19 protein-coding genes and 2 tRNA genes are annotated in these 18,028 nt (G+C 36.7%); 5 read left to right on the top strand and 16 right to left on the bottom strand.

Features of this window, described 5'->3' with window-relative positions; translation table 11 throughout:
- Positions 1 to 281: 281 nt before the first annotated feature.
- The 11 genes from ACE199_RS21400 to ACE199_RS21350 form a co-directional block, all read right to left on the bottom strand.
- A complete protein-coding gene (locus tag ACE199_RS21400) occupies positions 282 to 968 on the bottom strand; it encodes a phosphoribosylaminoimidazolesuccinocarboxamide synthase (RefSeq protein ID WP_252292680.1) in 687 nt (228 codons plus the stop codon).
- Positions 969 to 1,116: 148 nt separating this feature from the next.
- Positions 1,117 to 2,211 carry an acetyl-CoA C-acyltransferase gene (locus ACE199_RS21395; RefSeq protein WP_375351557.1) on the bottom strand — a complete coding sequence of 365 codons (1,095 nt, stop codon included), beginning with the start codon at positions 2,209 to 2,211 and terminating at the stop codon, positions 1,117 to 1,119.
- Positions 2,196 to 3,674 carry an AMP-binding protein gene (locus tag ACE199_RS21390; protein WP_375351542.1) on the bottom strand — a complete coding sequence of 493 codons (1,479 nt, stop codon included), beginning with the start codon at positions 3,672 to 3,674 and terminating at the stop codon, positions 2,196 to 2,198. The genes ACE199_RS21395 and ACE199_RS21390 overlap by 16 nt, the downstream gene beginning before the upstream one ends.
- Positions 3,675 to 3,692: 18 nt before the next feature.
- Entirely contained in the window at positions 3,693 to 4,250 is a 558-nt protein-coding gene (locus ACE199_RS21385; RefSeq protein WP_252288398.1) for a biotin transporter BioY, read from the bottom strand.
- A gap of 146 nt (positions 4,251 to 4,396) precedes the next feature.
- Positions 4,397 to 4,711, bottom strand: coding sequence for a pyrimidine/purine nucleoside phosphorylase (gene ppnP / locus ACE199_RS21380; protein WP_375351540.1), 315 nt, complete (start codon positions 4,709 to 4,711; stop codon positions 4,397 to 4,399).
- Between the two features lie 94 nt (positions 4,712 to 4,805).
- Positions 4,806 to 4,997, bottom strand: coding sequence for a biotin transporter BioY (locus ACE199_RS21375; RefSeq protein WP_375351538.1), 192 nt, complete (start codon positions 4,995 to 4,997; stop codon positions 4,806 to 4,808).
- A 164-nt stretch (positions 4,998 to 5,161) separates the two neighbouring features.
- Positions 5,162 to 6,475 carry an MFS transporter gene (locus tag ACE199_RS21370; RefSeq protein WP_375351537.1) on the bottom strand — a complete coding sequence of 438 codons (1,314 nt, stop codon included), beginning with the start codon at positions 6,473 to 6,475 and terminating at the stop codon, positions 5,162 to 5,164.
- A gap of 76 nt (positions 6,476 to 6,551) precedes the next feature.
- On the bottom strand, positions 6,552 to 7,736 hold the full coding sequence (locus tag ACE199_RS21365) for an acetyl-CoA C-acetyltransferase (protein ID WP_375351535.1): 1,185 nt from the start codon (positions 7,734 to 7,736) through the stop codon (positions 6,552 to 6,554).
- Positions 7,737 to 7,760: 24 nt separating this feature from the next.
- Complete coding sequence (locus tag ACE199_RS21360) at positions 7,761 to 8,516, bottom strand: 3-hydroxybutyrate dehydrogenase (protein ID WP_375351533.1); 756 nt, start codon at positions 8,514 to 8,516, stop codon at positions 7,761 to 7,763.
- 13 nt (positions 8,517 to 8,529) lie between these two features.
- On the bottom strand, positions 8,530 to 9,192 hold the full coding sequence (locus ACE199_RS21355) for a 3-oxoacid CoA-transferase subunit B (RefSeq protein ID WP_375351531.1): 663 nt from the start codon (positions 9,190 to 9,192) through the stop codon (positions 8,530 to 8,532).
- Positions 9,176 to 9,862 carry a CoA transferase subunit A gene (locus ACE199_RS21350; RefSeq protein ID WP_375351530.1) on the bottom strand — a complete coding sequence of 229 codons (687 nt, stop codon included), beginning with the start codon at positions 9,860 to 9,862 and terminating at the stop codon, positions 9,176 to 9,178. Before ACE199_RS21350 ends, ACE199_RS21355 begins: the two co-directional genes overlap by 17 nt.
- A 190-nt stretch (positions 9,863 to 10,052) precedes the next feature.
- Here ACE199_RS21350 and ACE199_RS21345 point away from each other — a divergent pair, with 190 nt between their 5' ends.
- Both ACE199_RS21345 and ACE199_RS21340 read left to right on the top strand, forming a co-directional pair.
- Positions 10,053 to 10,658 carry a TetR/AcrR family transcriptional regulator gene (locus ACE199_RS21345; protein ID WP_375351528.1) on the top strand — a complete coding sequence of 202 codons (606 nt, stop codon included), beginning with the start codon at positions 10,053 to 10,055 and terminating at the stop codon, positions 10,656 to 10,658.
- On the top strand, positions 10,640 to 10,783 hold the full coding sequence (locus ACE199_RS21340; protein WP_375351556.1) for a DJ-1/PfpI family protein: 144 nt from the start codon (positions 10,640 to 10,642) through the stop codon (positions 10,781 to 10,783). Before ACE199_RS21345 ends, ACE199_RS21340 begins: the two co-directional genes overlap by 19 nt.
- 219 nt (positions 10,784 to 11,002) lie before the next feature.
- Here the strand turns inward: ACE199_RS21340 and ACE199_RS21335 are convergent, their stop codons facing one another.
- Complete coding sequence (locus tag ACE199_RS21335) at positions 11,003 to 11,905, bottom strand: LysR family transcriptional regulator (protein WP_375351527.1); 903 nt, start codon at positions 11,903 to 11,905, stop codon at positions 11,003 to 11,005.
- Between the two features lie 120 nt (positions 11,906 to 12,025).
- Between ACE199_RS21335 and ACE199_RS21330 the strand changes: the two genes are divergently transcribed.
- Complete coding sequence (locus ACE199_RS21330) at positions 12,026 to 12,997, top strand: DMT family transporter (RefSeq protein ID WP_375351526.1); 972 nt, start codon at positions 12,026 to 12,028, stop codon at positions 12,995 to 12,997.
- 369 nt (positions 12,998 to 13,366) lie between these two features.
- Complete coding sequence (locus ACE199_RS21325) at positions 13,367 to 15,052, top strand: methyl-accepting chemotaxis protein (RefSeq protein WP_375351524.1); 1,686 nt, start codon at positions 13,367 to 13,369, stop codon at positions 15,050 to 15,052.
- A gap of 58 nt (positions 15,053 to 15,110) precedes the next feature.
- Here the strand turns inward: ACE199_RS21325 and ACE199_RS21320 are convergent, their stop codons facing one another.
- Together ACE199_RS21320 and ACE199_RS21315 are read right to left on the bottom strand one after the other, a co-directional pair.
- Entirely contained in the window at positions 15,111 to 16,019 is a 909-nt protein-coding gene (locus tag ACE199_RS21320; RefSeq protein WP_375351522.1) for a helix-turn-helix transcriptional regulator, read from the bottom strand.
- 339 nt (positions 16,020 to 16,358) lie between these two features.
- Entirely contained in the window at positions 16,359 to 16,928 is a 570-nt protein-coding gene (locus tag ACE199_RS21315; RefSeq protein ID WP_375351521.1) for an HPP family protein, read from the bottom strand.
- A 210-nt stretch (positions 16,929 to 17,138) separates the two neighbouring features.
- Here ACE199_RS21315 and ACE199_RS21310 point away from each other — a divergent pair, with 210 nt between their 5' ends.
- Positions 17,139 to 17,573, top strand: coding sequence for a hypothetical protein (locus tag ACE199_RS21310; RefSeq protein ID WP_375351520.1), 435 nt, complete (start codon positions 17,139 to 17,141; stop codon positions 17,571 to 17,573).
- Between the two features lie 237 nt (positions 17,574 to 17,810).
- Here ACE199_RS21310 and ACE199_RS21305 read toward each other — a convergent pair.
- Both ACE199_RS21305 and ACE199_RS21300 read right to left on the bottom strand, forming a co-directional pair.
- Positions 17,811 to 17,885, bottom strand: a tRNA-Asn gene (locus ACE199_RS21305).
- 20 nt (positions 17,886 to 17,905) lie between these two features.
- Positions 17,906 to 17,979, bottom strand: a tRNA-Ile gene (locus ACE199_RS21300).
- Positions 17,980 to 18,028: the final 49 nt, after the last annotated feature.

Below are 18,028 nucleotides of genomic sequence, written 5' to 3'. Positions count from 1 at the left end.
ACATAAAGCGCTTACAAAATCAAGGTTTTCACATATTAAGCGGCCGAAAAAACGGCTATTTATAACATAAATTTGGCTCATTTTAGACGGTATAAGGAATGGCATGTTAATTGGCGGGATTCTCTAGCAAATCGGCATGATTTCTCTTATATTTGGCACGATTCTCTAACAAATTTGCATGATTCCCCTTATATTTGGCACGATTTCTAAAGGAGTAATCTGTTTCAAAGTATAAAAACCCCAAATCAAGGACAATTATGTCCTCAATTTGGGGTCATTTCTTACGCTTCTAACATTAATTTTTCTAATTGAAGCGGTTCAATATATTCACCGTTTTTATACGCACGCATATTTCCACCTGAAATTTCATCGATTAACACGATTTCTTTCCCTTCGCCCACTCGACCAAACTCAAATTTAATATCGTATAGTTCAATATCTTTTTTCGCTAATTCCGCTTTGACAACATTACCGATTTGTTGAGTCAAATCTTTTAACACTGCATATTCAGCTTTTGTTAAAATACCTAGCATATCTAGTGCATCTTCACTGATTGGCGGATCTTGACGTCCATCATCTTTCAATGTTACTTCTACGAATGCATCTAATGCTTGGCCTTCTTCCGCATACAATCCGTAACGACGCAAGAAGCTGCCAACAGCACGGTAACGGCAGATTACTTCTAATCCTTTACCGAATACAGTAGCGGGTCTAACCGTCATTGTTGCTTCATCAATGTTGGCATCTATGTAATGAGTAGGAATTCCTTGTTCCTTTAATGCTTCGAAAAAGTGCTTTGTTAAGCTAAGTCCCGCACGACCTGCTCCTTCTAAAGTTAAACCAACCGTGTTAGCACCTGGATCAAATACACCGTTCTCGCCTGTTACATCGTCTTTGAACTTTAATAAATAATTACCATCTTCAAGTTCAAATACGTCTTTCGTTTTACCTGTGTAAATATGTTTCATCGGACAATTCCTCTCTGCATGAACTAGAATAACTTTCGCCCTTTAGTATATCATTTTTTTGAAAAATCAATTAATAGCAAATAAGTATTGGACGAATTACTTTTTAGAATGTAGCCCTTCATTATAGATGCACCTTTTCATGGCTTATTTACACTACCTCAAACAACACCGTCACTCCGACTCCTCCAGCGCTTCCAATTGCGGCTAACACATATTTCACATGTTGGCGTCTTTGAACTTCATAAAACAAGCGAGTGACTAGCATTGCGCCTGACGCTCCATACGGATGTCCAATCGTAATCGCTCCACCGCATACATTCAATTTATCATAAGGAATCGACAGTTCTTGTGCACAAGCAACAATTTTGGAAGCAAATGCTTCATTGATTTCCACAAGATCAATATCTTCTATCGTTAAACTGTTTCTGTTTAATAATTCTTGAATGGCTGGTACAGGAGCGATTCCTGGATAAAAAGGATGCACGCCGGACACTTGACTATCGACAAAGCGCAATACAGGCTGATAACCAAGCTGCTTTGCTAATGTTTCTTCCATTACTAATGTAGCGCAAGCTCCGTCATGAATCGCACAGCTATTAGCAGCGGTTACCGTCCCATTTTCTTTCACGAAAATCGGTCTTGCTCTTTTCAATAACTTCTCTATTTTTCGTTCACGAAGCAATTCTTCATCGCTGCTTTGTTCCCCAACTGTAAGAATTTCTTGCTCATACAGACCATTCGTATAAGCCTCTTGACTGCGCTGATAACTTAATAGCGCATACTCATCTTGCCGCTCTCGACTAATTTCATATTTCTTAGCAACATGCTCAGCGGCTACCCCCATGTCAGGATCACCAATACGATTGGGAGAAAATTGAGCCCGCTGTTCATAAGGAGAGGTGCTCGTACTTTCTACACCGCCGGCGATATAACATTGCCCTGCTCCTCCTTGCACAAAATAACAAGCCATACGAATTGCTTCTAAACCTGCACTGCACTGGCGATCGAGTGTTAATCCTGTAATCGAGTAAGGCAGACCCGCTTCTAAAGCAGCTAAACGAGCAATATTGCCGCCAGGACCTACGACATTTCCTACTATTACTTCATCTATTTTCTCCTCGATACCACTTGCCAAATGTTGAAGAATTGGTGCTGCGAGCTCATGTGGCTGAAGTTCTCGCAGCATCCCGTTTTCTTTCCCAATCGGTGTTCGTTTCGCCTGGACAATCACTGCCTTTCTAATAATAAATCCTCCTTCCTCTCAATCCATTCTTGAACTTGTGCACGAGCAATTTTCCCGCTTACCGTAAGCGGCATTTCCTCAATAAAGAACCATTTGCGCGGAACTTTATACGCAGCTAAGTGCTGCTTACATAATCGTTTGAGCTCCAGTTTCGGGGCCGACCCTACGATGACCGCTGCGACCATTTGCCCCCAATAGGAATCAGCCATTCCAACAACAGCGACATATTCCACATCTCGATGCTGTGATAAAACGGCCTCTACCTCTTCAGGAAAAATATTAATGCCCCCGTATAAAATCATATTCTTCTCACGGCCTGCTATATACAGATACCCTTCTTCATCAATATAGCCCATATCATCTACCGTAACCCAGCCTTCTGCATCGTGAATAGAACGAATGGTACGATTCTGCGGATGTAGATAACCGATAAATACCATATCACTTCTAATATGGATTTTACCTATTTCATTCGTTTTCGCTACATCACCGTTTGATGTACGAATTTGAATCTCTACATTATGAAACGGTTTACCGACAGAATTAGGCTTCAATTGATTTTCCTTATGAGATAAGAACGTCACAAAGCTCAGCTCGCTTGCTCCATAAAACTCATACATCGATACATCGCGAAATACCTCTGGAATTCTTCGTTTAGAATCCATTTCCCACTTCGCACCTGAAGAAATAATTTTTACAGGACGCTCAATGACCTCCTCTTCCCTGAGCAGCGCTTCAATCATTGTTGGCACAAAATACACAACGGAAATAGGCTCAGCCTCTAAAATTGATAAAGTTTGAGGTACAGAGAATTTTTCTAATACATACACCGTACCACCTAAATATAATGTACTAATTGCTCCATATAGAAAATGCGAATGAATCAGAGCACCTGGAATCAGGACATGATCATTCGCATCGATATGAAAATCGTACAGATTGCATTCGAAACTCGCAATCCACGATTGATGGGAGCGAATAAATGCTTTAGGTTCTCCTGTTGATCCTGAAGTAAAGCCTAAATAAAAGGGCATATCCCCACTATTCTCTTTACCAACTCTATCAATCTCATTTACTTTTTCTAAGCAAGAAGGCTCCCACACTTGGATATTAGGATGGAGGTGCTTCACACGTTCATATAACTCTTTTGTCGTGAGTAAAACAAAAGGAGACGAAAGAGCCAGACGTTTTTGAATTTCCTCCTCCCGCCATTTTATATCAAAAGGAACAGCGATCCACCCTGCCGCCGCTGCTCCCGCAAAAAGCTGTAAAAATGGAATCCCATTTGGCATTAAAATCCCAACTGTTTGATTAGAAGTATTGAATCCGTTAAACCAAGAAGCTGTTTTCTCTACCCTCTCATACCAATCTCTATAACACAGCGATTCATTCATTGTTTGAATCGCCACTTTATTCGGAAAACTCTCCGCGTGTGTTCTATATGTAGCAGTAATCGCATGCATACTATACTCCTTCCCAAATCAAGCAGCAGATTTAGATATCATTCGATTAAAAGCAGGGTTTTTCCGTAATTTATAAACTACAAACGAGGCCAATAAGGCTTTCAAAATATCACCTGGTAAATAGACCGTACTCATTTTGATTACATCAACAATGTCAAGATTCATTACAAATGCTTGAGCTGGAACCCCAAATATATAAAGCAGGAAAATACCTACCGTAAGATTCGTAGCTAAAACATGTTTTAACGATAATGTACGAACACGAGATAATATATAACCAATACAAAAAGCAACAATTGGATATGAAAATAAATACCCTGCACTTGGTCCTACAAAAACACCTAAACCACCGCGACCACCCGATAAAAGCGGCATACCTGCTGCAACAATTAATAAAAATACAATTTGGCTCAACGCGCCGAGCCTAGCCCCCAATATTCCCCCTGCTAAAATGACACCTAATGTTTGAAGTGTAATTGGAACGGGCGTAAATGTTAACATAATCGGTGGAATAAGCCCTAATACTCCCATCACCGCTGCAAATAAAGCCACATATGTTATGTCTTTAATCTTCATGATAATCCCCCACATCAATGATATATTGTAAATAATATCATTGTACAGGTTTACATTTCGATATGTCAACATAATAAAATAATAGTTTACAATAGTAAAAAACACCAAAACCTCAGATGAACTGAAACTTTGGTGTTCTAGAAATCTTACTCTTTAATATACGAACAGCAATAATCCGCAACCGCATGGACTTTCAATTGAAACTTGTCCTGAGCAGGCACGTAAAATACACCGCTTCCTTCGATTGTTTGCCAATCTTCTCCTGTCAGCCTATATTCTAAATGGCCAGCCAAGATTTCCATTTCTTCCTTTAAATCTGTGGAAAATTCATATTCACCCGGCAGCATAATTCCTAATGTTTTCTTCGTACCATCAGGCAAGATAGCTGTACGGCTCGTTACTTTCCCATCGAAATATACATTTGCTTGTTTAATTAATGTTACATTTTCTAACTGAGACATGTTGTTCATCCTTTCATGTTATTTTTTTAATGTAGCATAAAATAAGATTGAACAAAACAAAAATATTGAAATATTCAATAAATTTATCATTTTATTACGCTGCTAAATTCTTCGACTGTCGAGCAAAGAATGGATGCTTTCTTAATCTATATACGATAATAGAAGCAAGTATCGCCTTCATCGTATCTCCTGGAAGATAAACAAGACTGACCTTCACTACATCTATAATTGGAAGATCCATAATAAATGCTTGAGCCGGTATCCCAAATAAATAAAGTAAAAACATCCCTATTGTCAAATTCAGATATAGAATTAATAAATAATACTCTAGAAGAAGAGCCAGCAAAAAAGGTTCTTTATAAAAATGCAATGAATTGGTATTTAAGATAAAAAAAACAGAGAAATTTCTACAATTTCTCTGTTTTTAACATCCTACTTACTTTATTATGATTAATTGATATTTTTTTGGACTTCCTTTACCATATTCTTATCATGTTGATTTGTTAAATTTAATGTTAATAAAGTAATTAGACCAATAACGAGTAGTCCAGCTAAGATAAGCATCCCTTGAGTAAAAACGACCATTCCAAGAATCATCGGTCCGACAAATCCACCCAAAGCTGCAAATGAGTTAACTAAAGCGATACCAACAGGTGCCGTAGACTCGGTAAAGAAGAATGTCATATAGGCGAAGAAACATCCAGTAAATCCATATAATCCAGCAGATGTAATCGTTAGCATAAGCACCATCATAAAGATACTTCCTGAAAAACTACATCCGATAAATCCAATAATTGCAATTATTATGGAAACAATTAAATGTAGTTTGTATGCATTAGTCCTATCTGCATTCCAACCCACAAATATAATAGCTGGAATCCCAACTAATGAAGGAATCATGGCCAACCAACCTACTTCTAAGTTAGTCGTTGTGCTTGCTGATAAGGATTTAATGATAGTTGGTATCCAAAATGACAATCCATAGACCCCTGTATAACCAGCGAAATAAAATAACGCTAACTTCCAAACTTTTGAATCCTTCAGCATATCTAGCTTCGAGACTTTATTTATTTGAGCACTTACTTGTTGTTCAGCACTTAGTTCTCCTTCTAACCAGTCCTTTTCTTCCTTAGACAACCACTTAGCATTAGCAGGTCTATTAGTTAAGTAAAAAATAACCATGACCCCTAAGATAATAGCTGGAATTCCTTCTAGAATAAACATCCATCTCCAGCCATCCATATTGAACCAAGAAATATTATCAATAATCCACGTTGAGATAGGTGCACCAAATAATCCGCCTATCGGTAAAGCTAGTAGTAAGACAGCTGTTGCTCGCCCGCGTTCTCGAGCTCTAAACCAATATGTTAAATACAGAATAATACCTGGGAAAAATCCAGCTTCAGCGACACCTAATAGAAAACGTAGGATGTACAAATGCGTAGCCGTTTGCACAAAACCAGTTAAAATCACAATAATTCCCCATGAAAGCATAATACGAGCAATCCATATACGCGCACCCACTTTATGCATAATCATATTACTTGGAACTTCAAAAAAGAAATAACCAATGAAGAAAATACCAGAAAGTAAGCCAAAAACTTCAGCAGATAAAGCTAAATCTGCATTCATCTCTAAAGCAGCGAAACCTAGGTTAACCCGATCTAGATAAGCAATAACATACAGAATGAGAATAAATGGGAGAATGCGTTTCATCGTTTTACCGACCGTTCTTTTTTCTATCGCACTAATAGATTGATTCATAGCCTATTTCTCCTTTTCCACATTTTTAATCATTACATTAAAATGCTCTTCGCTACTTATGGGCTATTATGCTATTTTAACTTTGCGTATTTTGCAAAATGACAGCAATTCCTTGACCGCCACCAATACACAATGAGGCTAATCCATACTTCACATTTCTTTTCTTCATTTCAACTGCTAAAGAATAGGTGATTCTTGTTCCGCTCGCCCCAACAGGATGACCTAATGCTACCGCCCCTCCATTTACATTTACTTTCTCTATATCGACACCTAACTCTTTAATGACAGCCAACGATTGAGCCGCAAACGCTTCATTAAATTCAAATAAATCGATATCATTTAAACTTAAGTTAGCCTTTTCTAAGGCCTTTTTACTTGCTGGAACAGGTCCTATCCCCATAATTTTTGGATCAACACCAGCTACACCCCATGAAACAATCTTAGCTAACGGTTTTAACTCATGTTCCTTAACATACTCTTCAGATGCTAGTATAACTGCCGCAGCGCCATCGTTAATTCCACTTGCATTTCCCGGAGTGACCGTTCCATCTTTCTTGAAAGCCGGTTTTAGTAGAGCTAAGTTTTCTAAGTTGACGCCTTCTCTTATATGTTCATCAACATGAACAACTTTTTCTCTTCCTTTTTTATCTTTAATAGAAATTGGAACAATCTCTTCTGCAAAACGACCACTATCTCTCGCTTGAAGCGCTTTTGCTTGTGAATGAACCGCAAACTCGTCTTGTTCTTCACGAGAAATATTATACTTTTCTGATAAATTCTCAGCTGTCATGCCCATTCCACAACCAACATATTGATCCGTTAAAGTTTCCCAAAGCATGTCATCGATCACTGGTGCCTTATTAGGCGAACCAAAACGTGTTCCCCTTAATACATGGGGAGCTAAGCTCATATTTTCGGTTCCTCCTGCAACAATGACATTTGCATCACCTAGAGCAATTGACTGCGCTGCCGATACGATAGACTGCATGCCTGAACCGCATAATCGATTTAATGTAAGTGCAGAGGATGACTCTTTTAAACCACTTTTCAGACCAATATGCCGTGCTAAATAAGCAGAGCTACTGCTTGTATGAATAATATTTCCGAATATAATTTCATCTATATCTGCGGTTGAAATACCGCTTCTTTTAATAGCTCCCTTAGTTGCTGCTGCACCTAAATCAATATCACTAACATCTTTTAACGATCCACCAAAAGTTCCAAAAGCTGTTCGTGCTCCATCAATAATATAAGTTGTCATCTAATTCACCCCTATATTTATTAATTACATGCCACCTGAAACGCTAAGATGTTCTCCCGTAATACCGCTAGCTGCATCCGATGCTAAATAAACGACACCTGAAGCCACTTCTTCCGGTTCAATAAAACGATTCATCGCTTGTTTTGGATACATAATTTCCCCTAGTGCTTCTTTCTCTGTCATTCCTTTTTCATTTAAACTATTAATCTGTTTCATTAATAATTCGGTTTTTACAGGACCCGGCAAAATAGAGTTAACCGTTATTTTATACGGTGCCCCCTCTAATGCTGTCACACTCGTTACGCCAATGACTCCATGTTTAGCGGCTACATACGCTACTTTTTCAGGAGTTGCCATTCGACCATGAACGGAAGAAATATTAACAATACGTCCATACTCATTTTTCTTCATATAAGGAAAAGCATGCTTTGTCATTAAAAATACACCCGTTAACATGACGTCGATCAGCAAGTTCCATTTTTCTAAAGGAAATTCCTCTATCGTTGCCCGATGCTGTAATCCAGCATTATTAATTAATACATCAATTGATTTTTTTTCATCAAAAATGCTCTTTAATGCACTTTTAATGGACTCTTCATTTGTTACATCTAGCGCAATACCTTTCGCATTTTCTCCTAATTCACGTGCAACCTTATCTGCAGCTTCCTGATTAAGATCTGCAACATAAACAAAATCATTTTGTTGAACAAATTGTTTTGAAATGGCTTGACCTAATCCACCCGCTGCTCCCGTTACAATAACAGTTCTTTGTTTTCTCATATGTTACCCCTCACTATTTATTTATTAATTTACTTAAATCTTTAAGATACTCTAACTGAAAACCAACCTTTTCACTTAATTCTTCTATTGAAATATCTTCAATCATCTCTACTACTTTTACGCCTGTATCCGTAAATTTAAAAACAGCGTAATCGGAAACAAATAACTCTACTCTTCGGATCCCACTTGATTGATACGATAATTCTTGAACCAATTTGGATGATCCATCCTTAGCAAATAATGTAGCTGCTACAATCACTTTTTTAGCTCCAGTTACTAGATCCATTGCACCTCCTACACCTAATATTGGTTGATTAGGAACTGCCCAATTAGCAATTTCACCATGTATATTAACTTGAAGTGTACCTAAGACAGCTACATCAACATGACCGCCTCTTATTAAGGCAAAAGAATCCGCACTATTAAAAAATGAGGCACCTTTCAAATAGGTAACGGGTTCTTTACCAGCATTAATCAAATCAATATCTACATTTTCTTCTGTAGGATGTGGTCCCATTCCTAATAAACCATTTTCCGTTTGCAAATAAATTCTTTTATCACCTAAATATGAGGTAACCAATGTTGGAATCCCTACACCTAAATTAACAATTTGACCATCCTCTAATTCTTCAGCAATTCTTTTAGCAATGACATGCTTTTTATCTGGACTCAACATAATCCCTCCCTACTTTTGAATAATTGCTTTGAATCATATAATCTACATAAGCGTGAGGTGTGACGATATATTCCGGATCCAAATCACCCACCTCGACAATTTCATCAACTTCTGCAATAACAATTTTTCCGGCTGTAGCCATCATCGGGTTAAAATTTCTGGCTGTAGTATGGTATAGTAAATTCCCAAGCTTATCTGCCTTAGCTGCTTTTATAATAGCGACATCACCTTTAATCGCTTTTTCAAAAATATATCTTTCTCCATCAATCTCTCTTTCTTCTTTCCCCTTGCTTAGCTCAGTTCCAACAGCAGTTTTTGTGTAAAAACCACCAATACCAGCACCACCACAACGAATAGCTTCGGCTAATGTACCTTGAGGCAGCAAATCAATTTCTAATTCTCCTTTAGCCCAAGCAATTACAGCTTCTTTATTAATCGTAAAAAATGACCCAATAGCTTTTTTGATTTTTCCTTGCATGAATAGTTTGTGTAACCCTTGTCCCTCATCACCTAAATTATTACTAACAATTGTTAAATCATGAATATCTACTTTTAATAGTTCGTCAATAATAGTTAAAGGGGTTCCCGATAAGCCAAAACCACCAACTAAAATTTGATCGCCACTCTTAAAACACTTACCTATTTCACTAGATTTGATAATTTTATTCATAATTTCTCCTCCAGTATTTAATCTTCATTCAATGTAAGCGTTATCTTTTTTCTCCAAAACTAAAAACAGCAAAAAGAAATTTTTGTTATTATTTAAGATATAAGTTACATGAAATACAAGATAACTAGACTGTAGTCTAATTCTATTAGTAAGTGGAATATTTTGTCAACTATTATTCGGAGGTTTTTATATGACTGAAACACGAAAAAAACAACGCAGGGGAGAGAAAACGCAGGAAAAAATTTTAAGAACATCGTTAAAACTTTTTAGCGAAAAAGGATTTGATAAAGTAACGGTCGACGAAATTGTGAAAAAAAGCGGCACATCGAAAGGGTCCTTTTATCAACACTTCTCAGCAAAATCCGATATATTTTTAGTACGTTTTACGGAAGTTGATGATTATTATCTTGAAGTATTTCATTCTTTCCCAAAAGACATGGATCCTCTTGAAAAGTTATTTATTTTCATACAAAAATTAATGCGATTTTTAGAAGAAGAAATGGGTAAAGATTTAATGAAAGTAATTTATAGTGCTGCCTTAAATTCCAAAGAGCATACTTACTTTTTAAATTCAAATCGCTCACTCTTTCAAATTATTTTTACATTACTTGAAGAAGCCAAAGAAAAAGATTCTATTGGCACTAATCAATCCATCCATGAAATAGCAATAATGATTACTCAAGGTCTTATGGGAATTATCTATCACTGGGGGATTAACGACTCTAATCAAAGTCTAGAATCCTTATCGATCCCACTAACTAAGACAATAATCGAGGGATTAAAAATGAAGAACTAACAAGCTTCTTAAAACAAGCATATGAACAAAAAGTACTTGTTTCAGGTATTTGTGCAGGCTCCGTTGCCGTTGCTCAAACAGGCTTACTTGCAGAAAGACAAGCAACTTGCTACCCTGTTGATTAAATGATTACGGAATTACAAGCAAACAAAGCTGCATATGTCATTCAAAACATAGTTCCGCATGAAGATATTATCACAAGTAATGGTCCAGATGGGGGAAAAGTCTCGTTGACGCATTACGCTAAACATGAAAAGGATGCCCGAAACATATACACTGTTAGGCATCCTCTTTTTTAAAATGAAGAATCAGTCCACATTCATTAAGAATCTCGCCCATTCACCTCATAATCCTATCGATTTATTATTAACTCTATTATTCCCGCTTACTAGCAATTCCTTTTTTTCTAGAATAATATTTAATAATTGTTTGACCGAGTTCGTCATATACGTGTCTTTTTTTCGGATAAACAAAGTAACAATCGTTTGAAATTCTTCCGGAATCTGATGACAATATAAATTCTTATAATCTGAGAGCTGTTCAATGTATGACTTCGGAACAGCCGTAATACCTAAACCTAATGTAACGCTTTTAATAATCATATCCAGCGTACTAAATTCTATAACTCTCCTTGGGGAAACCCCTTCTGCTTTCAACCAATTTTCTAATTTTAGCCGATATCCACAACCCTTGTTTAATACTAATAAAGTTTGATTAACAAGCTGAGTTTTCTCAAATTGAGGATTATTCGTAACCAAAGTCAATTCTTCTTCAAATACTGGATACTGCTCCACTAAATGATGTTGGATAGGCCCCGTAATAAAAGCTCCCTCTAATTGATAATGAAGAACTTCTGTCAAAAGCTCCTCTGTAACACCTGCTTTTAATGATAAATCGACATTCGGAAACTTCGTAAAATAACTAGATAAAATATACGGAAGCTGACTAACGATTTCTACAGTACCGATTGTAAGAGTTCCACTAGGATTCTCTGAATCTAGAAATAAATTCTTTATTTCTGCCCACTCTGTTAAAACTTTCTGGGAATGTGTTAGTAGTCTTTTCCCTTCTGCTGTTAAAACCATCCCTTTTTTATGGCGATGAAATAATTTTGTTCCTAATTCTTTTTCTAACATTTGAATTCTAGCCGTCACATTTGACTGTACATAATTAAGATTCGCCGCTGCTTTACTGATACTATTCTGCTCAGCTACAGCTTGAAAGATCTGCAAATCACGGATTTCCATATACACACCTTCTAACTATCATTTTTAATGATGATTTTAATCTTTTTTAATCATTTTACATAATAGTATACCTCGAATAAGATGTGTTAGACAGCTATTATTATTAGAAGGAGTTGCAAGATGAAAAATAACACACAACTAGCAGGCATTATTCTCTGTTTAATTGCCTGTATATCTTGGGGAGCGATGTTTCCAGTAGCGGATCATGCATTGACATACATAGACCCTTTATTTTTCACGTTAATTCGATATGGTTCCGTTACGCTTTTGTTAGTCATTATTTTATTCATGAAGGAAGGGAAAACAGCGTTTCGATTTGAAGGGAAATTTTTCACACTCTTATTATTTGGTGTAGCAGGTTTTACTGTTTACAACATTCTTATTTTTCTTGGACAGCATATGATGGGGCGTTCAGGTGTAGTCGTCGCTTCTATTATGGAATCGATAATGCCAATGTTATCCATTCTAATTATTTGGATATATAAAAAAATTAAGCCCGAAAACTATCAGTTTATCACAATTTCCTGCGCATTCATCGGCGCCTTTATTGTCGTGACAAATGGAAGTACTGAGTTTGCTTCTATCTTAACAACGAATCTATTCCCGATTTTATTCATGCTTATTGCAGTCATTGGTTGGTGTATTTATTCTATGGGAGGCGAATCAGTTAAAGGCTGGTCTACCTTACGATATTCTACTTTAACATGTTTACTAGGAACGATTACGACAGGCCTGATTACCTTGGTTGCAACGGCCTTTCATATTGTAGATGTTCCTAGCCTAGAGGTCATCTACCAAGTGCGTTATGACATGATTTTTATGATTCTCTTTCCAGGTTTAATCGCTTTATTAGCTTGGAATAAAGGAATCAAAATTCTCTCTCCTGTTAGCGGCATCTTATTTATAAACTTTGTACCAGTGACTACTCTGGTCGTCGTTACGTTACAAGGTCATCCTATTAGTTTATATGAAGTATTCGGTACAGCACTTGTTATTTATGCATTAACACAAAACAATCTTTATCAACGCAAGCAGCAGAACAAAACGATTAAATCAATTAATTTGAATCATTCAAGATATAGATTGAAATAGCTAAACACTACGAAAAGAAAAAACGCATTCTAATTATCCTTTCAATTAGAATGCGTTTTTTATTCTCTTAAGCCCATTTTATTAACTAAAATCGTCAAAGCAACCTCACCTATAACATTCGTTATGGATGTTGCCCCGCCCCCCTAACATCAATATAACTGTAGAAATTGATTCCCTTAATAACACCCCCCCTACCAAAAGGATACTTAACACTTTGATTGCAAATTTTTACCTTGCACTAATTTGGAATCAATTATAGTATAAAAAATAGTTCTTATTACTCAAAATATGAAACAAATGTTACAAAACACCTATATTCTATTTAATTCAACCTAGTAAAAAACACACAAGGAGATGTTGATTCATATCATGAATATTCGAAAAAAGTTATTGCTTAGTTTTTCAATCATTCTTATTCTATTAGCCGTCATATCAAGCATTAGTTTTTATCAATTGAAAGCAATTAACGACAGTTACTCGGAAGCCATTGAAATTCGCTTAGAGAAAATCAGCTTGACTTCCGATATGGTAGATTCCATTTATGAAGAACAGATAGCTATGCGTGGATTCTTAGTAAGCGGAGCAAAAACACAAATAGACCACAATATAACTGCTAAAGAAAACTTCAAAAAAGCAAGCAGTGAACTATTAAAACTTAATTTAGACTCCAAAGGTACAACATTAGTAAATCAAATTATCGAATATGAAGCGCAATACCAAGAGTTAGTAGACCAATTAATTATTTTAAAAAATCAAAATAAAGAAAAAGAATATATTGAATTAACAAGAACCAAGACTACACCTATCGTTGCTGATTTGAATAAAGACACTAATGAACTATTAACATATCAACAAAATAATCTACTCCATACGAGTCAACAATTATCAAATGAAACGGAGGATACTATTACTCTCGTTCTCATTATTAGTATATTAGCAATCATAGCTGGTATAGTCATTGCTTTATGGATTAGTCAACATATCTCAAAGCCTGTGCAATTACTTTCTAAAACGACTGAACAAATTGCAAATGGGAATCTAGTCGTAGAAAAAATAAAAGTGAAGAATAAAGATGAGATTGGGCAGTTAGCAGATGATTTTAATCAAATGGCTAAAAATTTACGAAACGTCATCCAACAAGTGAGTCTCACTTCCGAACAAGTTGCGGCTTCTGCCGAAGAATTAACCGCAAGCGCTGAACAAACAAGCTCCGCAACGAATCAAATCACTTCTTCTATTGAAGGAGTTGCTAAAAGTTCAGAAGCTTTAACCATTAATGCAATGGATGCAGCGAATACCGTAAACGAAATGTCAATTGGTGTTCAACGTGTAGCAAACACGACATCGACCGTAGCAGAATCTGCTTTAGGCACATCTCAACAAGCACAGCACGGAAATGATTCCTTACTAAGAGTCATTAAGCAAATGGAGTCGATTCATTCCTCGACAAACGAAACAAACAGTATTATGAAAGAACTAAACCAACGCTCTAGTCAAATTGATGAAATCATTGGTGTTATTACCGATATTGCCGACCAAACAAATCTTCTTGCTCTCAACGCGGCAATTGAATCTGCTCGCGCTGGAGAACATGGTCGCGGCTTTGCCGTTGTGGCCGACGAAGTCAAAAAATTAGCAGAACAATCTAGTGCATCAGCCAAACAAATTGCTGATATCATTCAAGCAATCCAAACCGATACAACACAAGCTGTCGATATGATGAACAAAAATAGCTTGGAAGTGGCAGATGGCATGCGATTGGTGGAAGAAACGGGCAGTGCATTCACTTCTATTTTAAAATCAATTGAACATGTAAGCTCTGAACTTCAGGAAGTGTCCGCAATATCAGAGGAGATGTCAGCTAGCGTTGAGCAAGTGAGCGCTTCTGCTGCAGAAGTTGCCGAAATCGTCAAGGGAACCGCTGGAAGCACAACAGAAATTGCTGCGGCCTCTGAAGAGCAATTAGCATCGATGGATGAAGTCTCCTCCTCTGCGGCATCATTAGCCAACATGTCAGAGGAATTAAGCGGTATTGTACGACAATTTAAAATCTAAACATAAAGAAGCTGTCCTTTATAGGCAGCTTCTTTTACTAAGGCTATATGCTATGATGCTATTCATTGTTGGATGATTCGTTTAGGCTTTCCTCAAAAGATAAATTAGTTGGTTCATCTAAAAGATCATGCGTTGCACTCAGGTTCGTCGTTGGCACGCTTTTATCTACTTCTTCAAATTTCAATTCATCAATCCACACCTGTCCATGTCCATTAAGCAATATGCCGAAGGAAATAACAGCACTGTTTTCAGGGACATCCAAAACGATTGAATAATGATTCCACTCTGTATCCGTTGTAATGGGGCGGTCACTCATATTATCGAACTCCAGCACATCTTGCATCGCTGAATCAACCCGCATCCACAATCCACAGAACCCGCTCAAACCTTTTGTCTTAATAAACCCTGATAGCTTCAGTCGTTTATTTTTATACTGGTCTGCTTTAAACTCTTGCATCAACGTTCCAAATTCATTTGGAGATTCAACAGTCACTGATTTTAAATACCCAGATCCTTTTCCTTTATGTACTACTCCATAATCAATTCCAATTTCATAATGAAAAGGGTGACTTCCGCTCAACAACCAACCTTTAATTTTTTGTTCCTGACTCATGTTTCTTTCCTCCCTTTGTAACGTTATGTTGGACATAATTCTTCGATATTGCCCCGGCGGTAATTGATATACTTTTTTAAAAGCTCTTGTAAACGCTTCTTGGGATTCAAAACGATAAGTAAAGGCAATATCTAAGATCTTCTCATCGGTATACATTAATAGAGCTGCTGCATTCGTAATTCTCCTATATCGAACATACTCTGAAACCGTGACACCTACTTCTTTTTGGAAGATACGGTGAAAATGATATTTAGAAAATCCTGCAAACGAAGCAATATTTTCTAAAGACAGCTCTTCATGTAAGCTCATTTCAATCTTTTCTATCGTTTTCTGGATGATTGGCAAATACCTCATATCCCGAACCTCCTTACATCCATCATACCGATAAATAGAATCTATTTTTTGATATTTATTGCGAAAAATGCTGGGTATTGATCAAAGATACAATATGGGAAAAGGGAAATTTAAAGCATTTAACTTTAGTCAAAATCTATAGATGAAACAGTTAGTAAATCGAAGGAGACACTTGGGGACATATCTAAAGGTAAGGAATAACTGATATTGAAAAAGACTTTGGTAAACATTAGTGTTAATAAAATAATGTTGGCTCATTTTAACGAAATCACAGTTTCGCACAAAATGAGCCAACATTGAACAGGATGAATCTAGCTTTTCTATTAAACTATCACTCTTCTATAACCAGTGCTGTGGATATTGTCTTCTTTGAAAGATATTATTATAGAAGGTAGAAACCGCTACTAACAGTAACGCCCCAATCATAACCACAAGCAGAAAACCCCAACCTAATTCAAAGTTAACAGCCACAAGAGCACTAGCTGCTGCTGGAGGATGGAACGTATCGGTAAGAAGCATAATCATCAGCACAATCACAACCACAAATCCTATTGTAAATAAACTGTGCCCTATTATACTCCACACAGTAAGCGCCGCCGTAGTAGAGAAAAAATGGCCGCCAATTACCTGTCGCGGCTGCGAAAGTGGACCCTTATGCATTAAAAACACAAGTACGCAGCTTGCGCCAAGCGGAGCGAGCGCCATTGGGTACCCCAAATAAATGGCAACGAAACCGATTGCAATCATGGCAATAAATCCACCTATAACAGAAACAAGCGAATCTATGTAATCAATTTTGACCTGCCTTTTTGCGTCCCCTTTCATTTTCTTAAAATATGTTGTCAAAACTTCAGTAAAAATATTACTGTTTTTCTCCAAATCCCTTTCAATACTTTTTTCGAAACGCATTTATTTCCCCCCGTACTTTTCAACAAATCAATCGAAAATTCCCTATTATTTTACTTTTATTATTATCTTACATGAAAAATCGTCATATTTAAATATCAATTTGCGATTAAACTAGAGCAAGCCTATAGATATGTTATGAATTAAATCAATATGATTAACCTATAAATGAAATGGATAAAATAGGTATGTATTAAAAATAGGAGGAATAATATGAGGACGTTTCGTTACTTTTTAAGTGCATCAACCATTATCATGATGATGGTTGCAGGTTGTAGTTCGAATGAAAGTGAAGATCGAACCACAGAACATTCACAAGAAGAGGCAGTAGAAACCCATAAAAACATATCTACTGACCTGAATGATGGTATTGAAAAAGTCTTAACTGCTTTAGAAGAGTTACAACAATCAACCGTTAATAAGAAGAACATTCAAAGCTCGGGTGAAAATCTTGATAAATATTGGGACGTTATCGAAAAACAAGTAGAAAAACAGTACCCGAAAGATTATGTAGATATCGAAAAGAGTCTCTATCCACTCCTTTACGAAGCAAAAAAAGAACAACAAGATATCTCTAAAATCCAACAGCTGATTAAAGAAACAAAAAACAAAATAACTACATTCCAGCATAAAATAGCTACTTCTTAAAAGGATGACTGAAAAGGGCGTTAAAAATAGCCTTTTCAGTCATCCTCTTTTTAATAATATATAATCGAATAGGTTTTGAATTATTGTAGTTATTCCTCTGCTCCCTGTAATACATAGGTTCGAAGCATAGGACATCAGCATGAACTTAATCTCCAAATTCAAAAAAAAATAACCCCCACTGGGATTATGTTTATGCGGTAAATAAAGAGAAATTCAATTTCTCACTTCTATAAAAAATGGCTCCGCAGGTAGGATTCGAACCTACGACCGTTCGGTTAACAGCCGAATGCTCTACCACTGAGCTACTGCGGAACAATAAAAAATATAAATGATGGGCCTAAGTGGACTCGAACCACCGACCTCACGCTTATCAGGCGTGCGCTCTAACCAGCTGAGCTATAGGCCCATTTTGGAGCGGGTGAAGGGAATCGAACCCTCATCATCAGCTTGGAAGG

It is taken from the genome of Peribacillus sp. Hz7 (assembly GCF_042136355.1).
Taxonomy (GTDB): Bacteria; Bacillota; Bacilli; order Bacillales; family DSM-1321; genus Peribacillus; species Peribacillus asahii_A.
Note: the sequence above shows the minus strand (reverse complement) of the source record. Positions and strands in the feature narration are given on the sequence as shown.

Bases quoted from the DNA above. Each gene is read 5' to 3' on its own strand.
- ACE199_RS21400 (WP_252292680.1), bottom strand. From the start codon at position 968: ATGAAACATATTTACACAGGTAAAACGAAAGACGTATTTGAACTTGAA.
- ACE199_RS21390 (WP_375351542.1), bottom strand. From the start codon at position 3,674: ATGCATGCGATTACTGCTACATATAGAACACACGCGGAGAGTTTTCCG.
- ACE199_RS21385 (WP_252288398.1), bottom strand. From the start codon at position 4,250: ATGAAGATTAAAGACATAACATATGTGGCTTTATTTGCAGCGGTGATG.
- ppnP (WP_375351540.1), bottom strand. From the start codon at position 4,711: ATGTCTCAGTTAGAAAATGTAACATTAATTAAACAAGCAAATGTATAT.
- ACE199_RS21375 (WP_375351538.1), bottom strand. From the start codon at position 4,997: ATGTTTTTACTTTATTTATTTGGGATACCGGCTCAAGCATTTATTATG.
- ACE199_RS21370 (WP_375351537.1), bottom strand. From the start codon at position 6,475: ATGAATCAATCTATTAGTGCGATAGAAAAAAGAACGGTCGGTAAAACG.
- ACE199_RS21365 (WP_375351535.1), bottom strand. From the start codon at position 7,736: ATGACAACTTATATTATTGATGGAGCACGAACAGCTTTTGGAACTTTT.
- ACE199_RS21360 (WP_375351533.1), bottom strand. From the start codon at position 8,516: ATGAGAAAACAAAGAACTGTTATTGTAACGGGAGCAGCGGGTGGATTA.
- ACE199_RS21355 (WP_375351531.1), bottom strand. From the start codon at position 9,192: ATGTTGAGTCCAGATAAAAAGCATGTCATTGCTAAAAGAATTGCTGAA.
- ACE199_RS21350 (WP_375351530.1), bottom strand. From the start codon at position 9,862: ATGAATAAAATTATCAAATCTAGTGAAATAGGTAAGTGTTTTAAGAGT.
- ACE199_RS21345 (WP_375351528.1), top strand. From the start codon at position 10,053: ATGACTGAAACACGAAAAAAACAACGCAGGGGAGAGAAAACGCAGGAA.
- ACE199_RS21335 (WP_375351527.1), bottom strand. From the start codon at position 11,905: ATGGAAATCCGTGATTTGCAGATCTTTCAAGCTGTAGCTGAGCAGAAT.
- ACE199_RS21330 (WP_375351526.1), top strand. From the start codon at position 12,026: ATGAAAAATAACACACAACTAGCAGGCATTATTCTCTGTTTAATTGCC.
- ACE199_RS21325 (WP_375351524.1), top strand. From the start codon at position 13,367: ATGAATATTCGAAAAAAGTTATTGCTTAGTTTTTCAATCATTCTTATT.
- ACE199_RS21320 (WP_375351522.1), bottom strand. From the start codon at position 16,019: ATGAGGTATTTGCCAATCATCCAGAAAACGATAGAAAAGATTGAAATG.
- ACE199_RS21315 (WP_375351521.1), bottom strand. From the start codon at position 16,928: ATGCGTTTCGAAAAAAGTATTGAAAGGGATTTGGAGAAAAACAGTAAT.
- ACE199_RS21310 (WP_375351520.1), top strand. From the start codon at position 17,139: ATGAGGACGTTTCGTTACTTTTTAAGTGCATCAACCATTATCATGATG.